The 12,029-nt window shown below is 65.3% G+C and carries 10 protein-coding genes and 1 pseudogene; 3 read left to right on the top strand and 8 right to left on the bottom strand.

Annotation, left to right across the window (positions count from 1 at the left end; genetic code table 11):
* The 3 genes from G568_RS0114285 to G568_RS0114275 all read left to right on the top strand — a co-directional run bounded on the left by G568_RS0114285 (window position 1) and on the right by G568_RS0114275 (window position 4,291).
* Complete coding sequence (locus G568_RS0114285) at window positions 1-609, top strand: TIGR04282 family arsenosugar biosynthesis glycosyltransferase (RefSeq protein WP_026758668.1); 609 nt, start codon at window positions 1-3, stop codon at window positions 607-609.
* 31 nt (window positions 610-640) lie between these two features.
* Entirely contained in the window at window positions 641-2,908 is a 2,268-nt protein-coding gene (gene rnr / locus G568_RS0114280) for a ribonuclease R (protein WP_026758667.1), read from the top strand.
* Between the two features lie 120 nt (window positions 2,909-3,028).
* A complete protein-coding gene (locus G568_RS0114275; protein WP_084627415.1) occupies window positions 3,029-4,291 on the top strand; it encodes a lytic murein transglycosylase in 1,263 nt (420 codons plus the stop codon).
* A 25-nt stretch (window positions 4,292-4,316) separates the two neighbouring features.
* Here the strand turns inward: G568_RS0114275 and G568_RS0114270 are convergent, their stop codons facing one another.
* From G568_RS0114270 to G568_RS0114235, 8 genes and pseudogenes are all read right to left on the bottom strand, one after another.
* Window positions 4,317-4,799: an RNA pyrophosphohydrolase gene (locus G568_RS0114270; protein ID WP_026758665.1), complete on the bottom strand. Its 483-nt coding sequence runs from the start codon at window positions 4,797-4,799 to the stop codon at window positions 4,317-4,319.
* Window positions 4,800-4,873: 74 nt separating this feature from the next.
* A complete protein-coding gene (locus tag G568_RS0114265; RefSeq protein ID WP_026758664.1) occupies window positions 4,874-6,211 on the bottom strand; it encodes a S41 family peptidase in 1,338 nt (445 codons plus the stop codon).
* Window positions 6,212-6,218: 7 nt separating this feature from the next.
* Complete coding sequence (locus tag G568_RS0114260; RefSeq protein WP_026758663.1) at window positions 6,219-7,346, bottom strand: murein hydrolase activator EnvC family protein; 1,128 nt, start codon at window positions 7,344-7,346, stop codon at window positions 6,219-6,221.
* Window positions 7,343-8,863: a 2,3-bisphosphoglycerate-independent phosphoglycerate mutase gene (gene gpmI, locus G568_RS0114255; protein ID WP_026758662.1), complete on the bottom strand. Its 1,521-nt coding sequence runs from the start codon at window positions 8,861-8,863 to the stop codon at window positions 7,343-7,345. The genes G568_RS0114260 and gpmI overlap by 4 nt, the downstream gene beginning before the upstream one ends.
* A gap of 109 nt (window positions 8,864-8,972) precedes the next feature.
* The gene (rlmH, locus tag G568_RS0114250; RefSeq protein ID WP_026758661.1) at window positions 8,973-9,443 is read right to left on the bottom strand and encodes a 23S rRNA (pseudouridine(1915)-N(3))-methyltransferase RlmH; all 471 of its coding nucleotides are present in this window, start codon (window positions 9,441-9,443) and stop codon (window positions 8,973-8,975) included.
* Complete coding sequence (rsfS, locus tag G568_RS0114245; protein ID WP_051203027.1) at window positions 9,444-9,821, bottom strand: ribosome silencing factor; 378 nt, start codon at window positions 9,819-9,821, stop codon at window positions 9,444-9,446.
* A 168-nt stretch (window positions 9,822-9,989) separates the two neighbouring features.
* Window positions 9,990-11,306: a mechanosensitive ion channel family protein gene (locus G568_RS0114240; protein WP_026758659.1), complete on the bottom strand. Its 1,317-nt coding sequence runs from the start codon at window positions 11,304-11,306 to the stop codon at window positions 9,990-9,992.
* Window positions 11,307-11,858: 552 nt separating this feature from the next.
* A pseudogene (locus G568_RS0114235) lies at window positions 11,859-12,029 on the bottom strand (IS5/IS1182 family transposase); the annotation flags it as partial.

Genomic DNA, 12,029 nt, shown 5'->3' with positions numbered 1-12,029 from the left:
ATGCGCCGCCGTCCGCGCCTTGTGGTGATGGTCAAGGAACCGCGCCCGGGGCGTGTGAAAACCCGGCTGGGCCGCGAGATCGGGCATGTGCCCGCGGTGTGGTGGTTCCGCCATCAGGTGGCCCGCGTGCTGCGGCGGCTGGATGATCCGCGCTGGCAGCTCGTTCTCGCGGTCTCGCCCGATCATGCCGGGTTGCATAGCCGCGCCTGGCCCGCGCACCTGCCGCGCATCGCGCAGGGCGGCGGTGATCTGGGCGCGCGGATGGCGCGTATCCTGCGCGGCCTTCCGCCCGGCCCGGCCTGCATCATCGGCGGCGATATTCCCGGCGTTCGCGCCGTCCATATCGCGCGGGCGTTTGCCGCGCTCGGGCGCAATGACGCGGTGTTCGGCCCGGCGGGCGACGGGGGGTTCTGGCTGGTGGGGATGAAACGCACCACACCGCCGCCTGCAACCCTCTTTCGTTCGGTGCGCTGGTCCAGTGAACATGCGCTTTCCGACAGCATGGGTAGCCTGCCCCGCGCGCGAATCGCGCTGGTCGATACGTTGCACGATGTGGACACCTCCGCCGATCTGGCCATGACCCGCGCGCAGGGGCATTTTCGCCAATGACGCCCGTTGGTGCCTGTGTTACTGGAACGGCATGAGCCATATCCCCACCAAGGCGGAGATCCTGCAATGGATTTCCGACAACCCGACCCTCAATTCGAAACGCGATATCGCCAAGGCCTTTGGCATCAAGGGGGCTGCGCGGATCGATCTCAAGCGCGTCCTCAAGGAGCTCGAGTCCGAGGGCCACCTCGAAAAGCGCCGCAAGACGTATCGCGACCCCGATCGCCTGCCGCCCGTCAGCGTGGTTCAGGTATCCGGCCAAAGCGATGATGGCGATTTGTTGGCGCGCCCGTTGGAGTGGCAGGGCGAGGGCGTCGAGCCCGTGATCCTGATGATCCCGCGCGCCTCTGATCCGGCGCTGGGCGAAGGCGACCGCATCCTTGCCCGCCTGCAAGAGGTCAAGGGCGAGGCGCACCATTACGAGGGGCGCCTGATCCGCCGCATCGGCGCCAATCCGCGTCGCGTTCTGGGCGTGTTCCGCACCGGCGACGAGGGCGGGCGCATCGTGCCCATCGACAAGGGTGACGGCAAGGAATGGAACGTGCCCGCAGGCGCAACCGGCGGCGCCAAGGACGGCGAGCTGGTCGAGGCCGAGCAGAGTGGCCCGCGCGCCCGCATGGGCCTGCCCCGCGCCCGCGTGGTCGAACGTTTGGGGGACCCCTCCGCGCCCAAGGCCGTCAGCCTGATCGCGATTCACCAATATGGCATTCCCGATTCCTTCCCCGACAAGGTGATATCCGAGGCGGACGCGATGAAACCCGCCGGCCTGTCGGGCCGCGAGGATCTGCGCGACAGGCCCCTGATCACCATCGACCCGTGGGATGCACGCGACCGCGACGATGCCTGCTGGGCGCATGCCGATGACGACCCCGGCAACGAGGGCGGGCACGTGATCTGGGTCGCCATTGCCGATGTCGCGCATTACGTCCGGCCCGGCTCGGCGCTGGACAACGAGGCGCGCAAGCGCGGCAATTCCAGCTACTTCCCCGACCGCGTCGTGCCGATGCTACCCGATCGCCTGTCCGGCGATTTGTGTAGCCTGCACGAGGGCGTCCCACGTGCTTGCGTCGCAGTCAGGATGAAAATTGACAGCAATGGCAACAAGTTAGGCCACACGTTCACGCGTGGGATCATGCAATCCTCGGCAGCGCTGACCTACAAACAGGCGCAGGACGCCGAGGATGGCAACCCCGACGACAAAACCGCGCCGCTGGTGGACGAGGTGATCCACCCCCTCTTCGCCGCCTACCGCGCCCTGGCCGAGGCCCGCCGCCGCCGCCAGCCGCTTGACCTGGACCTGCCCGAGCGCAAGATCGTGCTGAGCGACGCGGGCAAGGTTCTGTCGGTCAACTTCGCCGACCGCCTCGATGCCCACCGGATGATCGAGGAATTCATGGTCCTCGCGAACGTCGCCGCCGCCGAGACTCTGACCGCCAAGAAATCGCCGCTCCTCTTCCGCGTCCACGAGGAACCCGCGCCCGAAAAGCTCGATGCGCTGCGCGAGGTGGCCGAGGCCGCCGGCCTCGTTCTGGCCAAGGGGCAGGTGCTCAAGACATCGCACCTCAACGCGCTGCTGGCGCAGGCCGAGGGCACCGATCAGGACGAGCTGATCAACCTGTCCACCCTGCGCGCCATGACGCAGGCCTATTATAGCCCCGAAAACTTCGGGCATTTCGGGCTTTCCCTGCAGAAATACGCGCATTTCACGTCGCCGATACGCCGCTATTCCGACCTGGTCGTGCACCGCGCCCTGATCACCGCGCATGGCTGGGGCGACGACGGCCTGAGCCCCGCTGAGATCGAAGAGCTGGAGGCCACCGCCACCCATATCAGCGACACCGAGCGCCGCAGCATGACCGCCGAGCGCGACACCACCGACCGCTACCTCGCCGCCTTCCTGGCCGAGCGTGTCGGCAACGAATTCACCGGCCGGATCAGCGGCATTGCCAAGTTCGGGGTGTTCGTCAAGCTGGACGAAACCGGCGCCGACGGCCTCGTGCCCATTCGTACCATTGGGCAGGAGTATTTCCATTTCGACCGCGACGCCGGCACCCTGATGGGCGCCGATACCGGCCTGACCCTGTCGCTGGGCCAGCGCGTTACCGTTCGCCTGACCGAGGCCGCCCCGGTTAGCGGCGGCCTCGCGCTGGAGCTGCTGGCGATCGAGGGGGACGAGCTACCGCGCCCCGCGCCGGGCGGCGGCAGCAGGCGGCGCGGGGGGCCCAAGCGGCGTGCCGAGGTCAAGGCGAAACGAAAGACCGACAAGATCAAGCGCAAGGCCAAGCGCAAGCGCGGATAATGGCCCACGCTCCGCGCATTGCTCGGCATCAATTCGCGCGCGGTTGACAACGCTTCTTCCGAAATCGACAAAATCACGCTAGTTTACCGCAAAAGACCAAGCACAAAGCGGGGCCGAGCAATGCGATTGACATCTATCATCCCCACGGCCTTGGCCGTGGTCGCCACCACCAGCGCCTGCGCCGGACCGATCGAGCGATCCCTGCGGCCCGAGGTGCGCCCTGCATCGATGCAGATCAACCCGCAGCTCGCGCCGGCGCGTGGGGATTTCGCCCGCTGGGTGCAGGATTTCCGCGCCCGCGCGCGCGCGCAGGGTATCCGCGAGGACGTGCTGGAGCGGGCCTTCGCCGGCGTGCGCTATGATACCGAGGTGATCGAGAAAGACCGCAACCAGTCCGAGTTCACCAAGCAGATATGGGATTACCTCGATAGCGCCGCCTCGCCCACCCGCGTCTCCAACGGCAAGGCGGCCCTGCGCAAGCATTCCCGCACATTGCGCGCGATCGAGGCGCATTATGGCGTCGACAAGGAAATCGTCGCCGCCGTCTGGGGCCTCGAAAGCGCCTATGGCGCCCGCCGCGGACAGCGCGACGTGATCGCGTCGCTGGCCACGCTCGCCCATGATGGCCGTCGCGGCGCGTTCTTTGAAAAGCAACTGATCGCCGCGCTGAAGATCCTGCAATCGGGCGACGTGGCGCCGCGCGACATGCGCGGAAGCTGGGCCGGCGCCATGGGCCATACGCAGTTTATCCCCACCTCATATCTCGCCTACGCGGTGGATTTCGACGGTGACGGGCGGCGCAATATCTGGTCGGACGATCCGGGTGATGCGCTGGCCTCGACGGCGGCCTATCTCAAACGGTTCGGCTGGACCAAGGGGCAGCCATGGGGCGTCGAGGTGCGCTTGCCGCGCGGCTTCGATCATTCGCTGGCCCGGCGCGACGTGCGCCGCATGCCGTCCGAGTGGGCGTCGATGGGCGTGCGCGGGATCGACGGAAACGCAGTGCCAAACCACGGTCGCGCGTCCATCCTCTTGCCTGCCGGGGCGCAGGGGGCGGCGTTCATGATCTTTGACAATTTCGGCGTGATCGAGCGCTACAACAAGGCCGATGCCTACGTGATCGGCGTTGGCCACCTCGCCGACCGCCTCGCCGGTGGCCCGCCGATACAGGCAAGCTGGCCGCGCGGCTACAAGCCCCTGTCGTTTTCCGAGCGCAAGGACATGCAGCGCCGCCTGCGCCGCAAGGGGTTCGACGTGGAAAAGATCGACGGCATTATCGGCCCCAACACCGTCAATGCCATCCGTGCCTACCAGGTGTCGCAGGGCATGACGCCCGATGGCTACGCCAGCGAAGACCTGATGCGCCGGCTCAAGCGACGCTAAGCGGTCAGGGCACCCGCGCGCCGCCTCAAAGGCGGTGCGCGAAGGTCTCTAGTACCTCGCGGTAGACCGCGCGCTTGAACGGCACGATCTGTTCCAGCACATGATCCGCAGGTAGCCATTTCCACTGTGAGAACTCTGGATGCGCGGTGGCGATGTCGATCTGTTCATCGTGCCCCTGGAAACGGGCCAGGAACCATTTCTGCTGTTGCCCGCGAAAACGCCCGCCCCACGTATGCGGCACGATGTCGGGGGGCAGGTCATAATAGAGCCACCCATCCGTTTCCGCCTCGATGCGGACAAGATCGGGCGCGACGCCAATCTCTTCCTCCAGTTCGCGCATCGCGGTTTCGCGCGGCCCTTCGCCCGGGTCGATCCCGCCTTGCGGCATCTGCCAGGCCGGGGTGGGCGTGTCGATCCGTTGCCCGACGAACACCTCGCCCCGCGCATTGACCAGCATCACGCCCACGCATTTGCGATAGGGAAGGTTTTCGATCTCGGCATCCGTCATTCCGGCGCCCCCGCTTTGCCCGTCGGCGGCCCCCAGGGTGCACACCTTGGGGCCGCCGATCTTGTCGCCTGGATTCAGTCCTGCGGCCCGAGAGCCATCAGTCCCTTGAGGATATCCACCGCATAGGCGAGTTGGTAATCCTCATCGCGCAGCTTGGCGGATTTTTCGGCCTTTGCGCGATCCTCTTCGATCTGGCGGATCTCGTCCTCGGTCAGGCTGTCGTTGTTCAAACGCCCGCGCAGGTCCGCCTCGGAACGCGAAGGCCGCGCCGATGTGTCCTCGTCGGCCCCGTCTTCCTCGCGTTGCGGGGGCTGCTGCACCACGATGTCGGGCGACACGCCAAGCGCCTGGATCGAGCGCCCCGACGGCGTGTAGTAGCGCGCCGTGGTCAGGCGCATCGCGCCGTTGCCCCGCAGCGGCATCACCGTCTGAACCGATCCCTTGCCAAAGCTCTTGGTTCCCACAACGATGGCGCGGCGATGATCCTGGAGGGCGCCGGCGACGATCTCGGACGCGCTGGCAGAGCCGCCGTTGATCAGCACCACCATCGGCTTGCCCTCGGCCAGATCGCCGGGCGTGGCGTTATAGCGCTCTCCCTCGGCGGGGTCGCGCCCGCGGGTCGAAACGATCTCGCCCTTATCGAGGAATGCATCCGATACCCGGATCGCTTGGGTCAGAAGGCCGCCGGGGTTGTTGCGAAGGTCCAGAACCACGCCTTTGACATTCTCCATGCCGCCGATTTCCTCGACTGATTTCTTCAACTCGGATTCGAGGTTCGGATAGGTCTGGTCGTTGAACGTGGTCACACGCAGGACAACCGTGTCCTGTTCGGTGCGCGAGCGGACGGCCGTCAGGGTGATCGTGTCGCGGATGATCGAGATGTCAAAGGGCTGTTCCTTGCCCTCGCGCACGACCGTGATGATGATCTCGCTGCCGACCGGGCCGCGCATCAGGTCCACCGCCTCGTTCAGGGTCAGACCCAAAAGGCTCTCGCCGTCCACGTGGGTGATGAAATCGCCCGCCTCGACACCGGCCGCGTCGGCGGGGGTGCCGTCGATCGGCGACACCACCTTGACGAACCCGTCTTCCTGCGTGACCTCGATGCCCAGCCCGCCGAACTCGCCGCGTGTCTGCACGCGCATGTCTTCGGCGTCATCCGGCGACAGGTAGCTTGAATGCGGGTCCAGCGATGTCAGCATGCCGTTGATGGCCGCCTCGATCAGTTCGCTCTCGTCCACCTCCTCGACGTATTGCGCGCGGATACGCTCGAAAATATCCCCGAACAGGTCGAGTTGCTGATAAACGTCGGTCTTCTGCGCGCCATCCTGCGCCAGCAACGGACCGGTCAATTGCGTTGTCGCGACGATACCGGCCAGAATGCCGCTAATCGCTACCATGACGAATTTCTTCATCGTTCAATCATCCTTCCTGCGTTTGGAACCAATCCTCGGGGTCAACCGGTGAGTCGTCCTGTCTGACCTCTATATAGAGCGTTTCCGTATTGTCATTTCCAGCACCATCGCCCGATTGCGGCACAATGGCACCAATTTCCGCGTCCTGACCGGGCATCAGGCCCAGTGGGCTGTCCTCGGGCAGGACCTGTCCGGTTTCACCGTAAACCACATCCAGCCCTGCAAGCACGAAAAGAGTGCCCGCTTGCGGCTCCAGGATGATCACGTTTCCGTAGTCCAGTAGCGGCCCGGCATACCGCACCGTCGCCGCCGCCGGCGTTGTGACCAATGCCCGCGGCCGTGTCGCCAGCACCAGACCGGGGCGCGTGACCCCGCTGGCGTCGGTTTCCCCCGCACGGTGCAGGATGCGCCCCTGCACCGGCAACCGCAGCGTGCCCTTGCGCGCCTCCAGCGCCTCGTCGGCGGGCGCATCCCCGCCATCGCCGATCTCCGATAGCCCGCTTGCGAACCCTGCCAGCGTCTCGGTCGAGGCGATCAGGATACCCGTTTTCACCGGGTCGGCGGCAAACCGGCGCGGCAGGTCGGTGCGGTCGCTGATTGCCTGGCTGAGCGTCGCGCGCGCCTCTTGCGCGGTTTGCAGGCCCTTTTCCAGGGTCTCCACCGCGCTTTCCTGCAGCAGGCGCAGTGTCGCAACTTCACGCAGCGAGTCGCGCAAATCGGCCGCCCGCGCGTTGAGGGCCGGCGTCACCTCGGCCAGGATCATCCCAGACCGCGCCGTGCCCACCGGACCCGCCGGGTGCAAGATGGATACCGGCGCCGGGTCATGCCCCATCGTCAGAAGGACACCCAGCAGTTGCGCGACCTCTTCGTCGCGCGCGGCCAGATCGCGGGATAGCTGGCGCTCGCGGATCGACGCCTTGCGCAATCCCGTGCGCATCGCCTCAAGCCCGTCCTCGAACCCCCGCAGCGTCTCGGTTAGCGCCGCGATACGGTCCTGGGCATCCTGCGCGTTGTTCAGGGCGCGCGTCGCCTGCTCCAACCGCTCTGCTGCCTGCTGCGCGGCCTGCGTGGCCGACGGCTCGGCCGCCACTGCCCCACCGGACAGCACTAGGGCTATGAGCGCGGCGCGTATCATCGCAACAGGCTGTGCCCCGTCATTTCCGGGGGTTGATCAAGCTCCATGAGATCCAGCAGCGTCGGCGCCAGATCGGCCAGCCGCCCGGAATCGAGCACCGCACCCTCCGGCCCGCCAACCAGGATCAGGGGCACCGGGTTGGTCGTGTGCGCGGTGTGCGGACCGCCAGTATCAGGGTCTACCATCACCTCGCAATTGCCATGATCGGCAGTCACCAGCATCGCGCCACCCGCCGCCGTCAGCGCCTGCAACACGCGGCCAAGCCCCCGATCCACGGCTTCGCAGGCCGCGATCGCCGCGTCCAGATCGCCGGTGTGGCCCACCATGTCGGGGTTGGCGTAGTTCACCACGATCACGTCATAGCGCGCCTCGATCGCCTGAACCAGGTGATCGGTCACCTCTTCGGCCGACATTTCGGGTTGCATGTCATAGGTCGCCACCTTGGGGCTGGCGGCCATGTAGCGATCCTCGCCCTGTTCAGGCTCTTCGCGCCCGCCGGCAAGGAAGAAGGTGACATGCGGATATTTTTCCGTCTCCGCGATGTGAAACTGTGTGCGGCCCTGCTTGGCCACCCATTCCGACAGCGTATTCACGATGTCGCGGGGCGGAAATACCGTGTCGAACCATGCGTTGTGGGACTTTGAGTATTCGACCATGCCCAGCAAAGCCGCCCATTCGGGCCGCGCGCCCGTGTCAAACGCGTCGAACCCCGGTTCGGCCACCGCGCGCAGGATCTCTCGCGCGCGGTCGGCGCGGAAGTTGAGGCAGAAAACCCCGTCGCCATCGCGCGCCCCGGCGTAATCGCCGATCACCGTGGGGGCGATGAACTCGTCGGTCTCATTCCGCGCATAGGCCGCTTTGATGGCCCCTTGCGCATCCTCGGCCCGCTGATCCGCCGCACCTCCGATCATGGCGCCGTAGGCGCGCGCGACGCGGTCCCACCGATTGTCGCGGTCCATCGCGAAGTAGCGCCCCGATAGCGTGGCGATACGCGCGCCCTCCGGCAGGCCGCGTTCCAGCTCTGCAACAAAACCCTGCGCCGAGGACGGCGCCACGTCGCGCCCGTCGGTGATCGCGTGCAGGGCCACCGGCACACCCGCCCCCGCGATCTGGCGCACGGCGGCCAGCGCGTGGGTCAGGTGTCCGTGCACCCCCCCGTCCGAGATCAGCGCCATCAGATGTGCCGTCCCACCGGAGGTTGCCATCTTGTCGATGAACCGCGTCAGCGCCTCGTTCCGGCCAAAGCTGCCATCCTCGATCGCCAGGTCGATCTGGCCAAGGTCCATCGCCACCACCCGGCCCGCGCCGATATTGGTGTGCCCAACCTCGGAATTGCCCATCTGCCCGCTTGGCAGGCCCACGTCGGGGCCATGCGTGATAAGCTGGCTATTGGGGCCCTGCTGCATGATCGCGTCGAAATTCGGGGTGTCGGCCAGTGCTGGCGCATTGGCTTCGCGCTGCTCCGACAGGCCCCAGCCGTCAAGTATGCACAATACAACGGGTTTGGGGGTGTTCATCGGTCTGCTCCTGCCTTGATTGGCCCCGTCCTAGCGCGTCTGGCCCGGCAGGTGAACCGGTTTCCCCGCAAGGTGGCGCATCTGGCCGGAAATCCGCCCACTTCGCGGCTCAGGCGCGGTGATAGGGGCTACCGGCAAGAATGGACGCCGCGCGATACAATTGCTCGGCCGCCATCACCCGCACCAGCATATGCGGCCAGACCATCGCGCCGAAGGACAAGCTGAAATCGGCGCGCTTGCGCAGCTCGGGCGCGATGCCATCGGCCCCCCCGATCACCAGCGCCAGATCCTGCCGCCCTTCGTCGCGCCAGCCTTGCAGCTTGTCCGCGAATTGCGGCGAACTCAGGGTCCGCCCCCGCTCGTCCAGGGTGATCAGAAGCGCCCCCTTGGGGATCGTCCGCTCCAGCAGCGCGGCCTCGGCGCTCATGCCGCCGCCGCGATTATCCTCGACCTCGTGCTCGCGCGCGGGGCCAAGGTTCATGGCGCGTCCGGTCTTGTCGAAACGGGCCAGGTAGTCGTCAACGAGATCGCGTTCGGGCCCGGCCCGCAGCCGCCCGACTACGCACAGATGTACGCGCATTCAGCTTTCTGTGCTCGCCACTGTCGGCGCCCACATCTTTTCAAGTTGGTAGAACTCGCGCACTTCGGGCCGAAAGATGTGCACGACAACGTCGCCCGTGTCGATCAGCACCCAATCACCCGCATCCTTGCCTTCGACACGCGCCACGCGGCCCAGGTCCTGCTTGAGTCGCTTGGCCAGCTTCTCGGCGATCGCCGCCACCTGCCGCGAGGACCGCCCCGAGCAGATAACCATGTAGTCGCCAATCGCCGTTTTCCCGCGCAGGTCGATCTGCACGATGTCTTCGGCCTTGTCGTCTTGTAGGGATGCAATGATGCGATCCAGCAATTCCTCGCTCGTCGCATCTTGGGCGGAATTCCTTGCCGGTGCGCCGGTCATCGGCGCCCCCTGCGTCGCGGTCCGCGCCGCTTCGAGATTGAGAGACAGAACATCGTCCTCCTTTTTTCACGCCGCCAGTGTCCCGGCGCTGGACATAATGCCAAAATAGCAAGCGGCAGACGACATTTCAATGAAACCCCATCGCCTTGCGGCGCGCACCTGCCGAAATCAATCGCCCGCTCCGTCCAGCATGCGCACCTCGCGCTGCGGGAAGGGGATGGAGATGCCGTTGGCCTGGAATGCGTCCCACAGCGCCAGGTAGACGTTGCCGCGAATATTGGTCAGCCCCCCTGTGGGGTCCCTGATCCAGAAGCGCAAGATGTAATCGACCGAGGAGTCCCCGAACCCCACGATATGGCAGACCGGCGATTTGAAGCTCAGAACCCGGTCCACGCCCCTGGCGGCCTCGACGGCGATCCGGCGTACCTCGTGCGGATCGTCGCCGTAGGCGGTGCCGAAATATATGTCCAGTCGCACAAATTCGTTCGAATGGGACCAGTTGACGACCTGCCCGGTGATCAGGTCCTCGTTCGGGATCAGGAATTCCTTGCCGTCGCGCGTGACGACACTGACATACCGCGCGCCAAGGCTGCTGATCCAGCCGAACGTTTCGTCCAGGCTGATCACGTCGCCGGGCTTGATCGACTTGTCCAAGAGGATGATCACCCCTGAAACCAGGTTCGACACCACCTTTTGCAGGCCAAAACCAAGGCCAACGCCAATCGCCCCCGACAGAACCGCCAACCCGGTCAGGTCCACGCCAACGGTGCGCAAGCCTATGATAAAGGCCGCACCATACAAAAGCACCTGCAGCAGCTTGATCAGAAGCACCTGCATCGACGGCGATATATCGTCGTTGCGCCGGATCGAGCTTGCCGAGGATTGCGACAGGAACCGCGCCCCCACGATCAGCAGGGTCAGCAACACCGCCGCCTGCAGGATCAGCCAAAGGCTGAACCGTGTCTCGCCTATGTTCATGGCGGCGCTGTCCAGCAACGCGCGCGCCCTGTCGGTCAGGTTCAGCACCGACAGCGTCACCCAGATCCAGACCCCGACGCGTATGATCTGACGCAGGAACCGGTTCTGGATCAGGCGCGACAGCACCGCGATCACCAGCCACGCCAGCGCCAGTTTCCCGATGATGTCCAGCAGGTAAGACCGGCTTGGCCACGTCACCTCGCCCATGATCCAGACAACGGGCCAGATCAGCGCCACGAAGATCAGCACGCGCAGCCTCCGGTGAACGATCACCATCGCCCGCATCCGCCACTTGGGCCAGCCTTCGCGCCCGCGCAGCCAGTCGTGCAGCCGCGGCGCCAGTATCCGGGCGGCCACGTGTGCCACCAGCAGCAGCGCCAGCGCGATCGCGACCTGGTAGGCGTTCCACGGCCTCAGCAACCCTTCGGCAAAGGTTTGAACCTGCGTTGCAAGATCCATCACGATGTCTTGCGGCGCCGATTGGCTGTCGAGGTCTGTTGGCTCCATGGCATGCCTGTCGGTTGCTTGGCTCAAGACTCGCACGCGCGGCCCGTATTTCCAAGACAAATGCCGCCTTGGCCGCCCTGCAAAGAACGCAGCCCTTTGCAGTAAATGGTGCACGCGTGGGCGAAACCCCTTGTGACTGCGTAACCATGACGAGCAACGGCTCCCGAAGAATCTTAGGGAGCCGTGTAGGTCAGATAATAGCTATGCGGACGGATCTGCCGTTCGACATGCCTCATGCAAAGACCGCTCTCTGCGCCCGAAGCGGACGATGGCAAGGCAAATGTGTCAGTGTTTTCAGGTCCTGGGTGGGACATTTCGGCACCTAAGTATTCTGGTCCTTTAGAGCTAAGATCTCAGGCTGGATGTGCCTGATGAAACCAGATTGACCGCATTCGCACACCCAATTTAGGCGTTGGTCACTTCTCAATGCATCGTAGCGTTCTCCAGGGACCCAGAAGTCCTTCTGGCATTCGGGGCAGGTAAATGAGAGGCCCCGATGACTCTGTTGCACAAATTGGTTGAAGGCCAGACGCCCCCTTTCCCCAGACAGACTCATCCTACGGGCTCAGTTATGGGTATGCCGAGCGCGGTATAGCCGTTCATGACGAGGATGCGGACTTGGACTTCCGCAACCTGACGATCGAAGTCCCGCGCCATGAGGCGCTGGCCCAGCATTTTCACGCAGTGCATTTTGGTCTCGACGCGGCTTCGGCGGTGGTATCC

This window comes from Sediminimonas qiaohouensis DSM 21189 (assembly GCF_000423645.1).
GTDB classification, from domain to species: domain Bacteria; phylum Pseudomonadota; class Alphaproteobacteria; order Rhodobacterales; family Rhodobacteraceae; genus Sediminimonas; species Sediminimonas qiaohouensis.
This window is presented reverse-complemented; position numbering and strand designations above follow the sequence as displayed.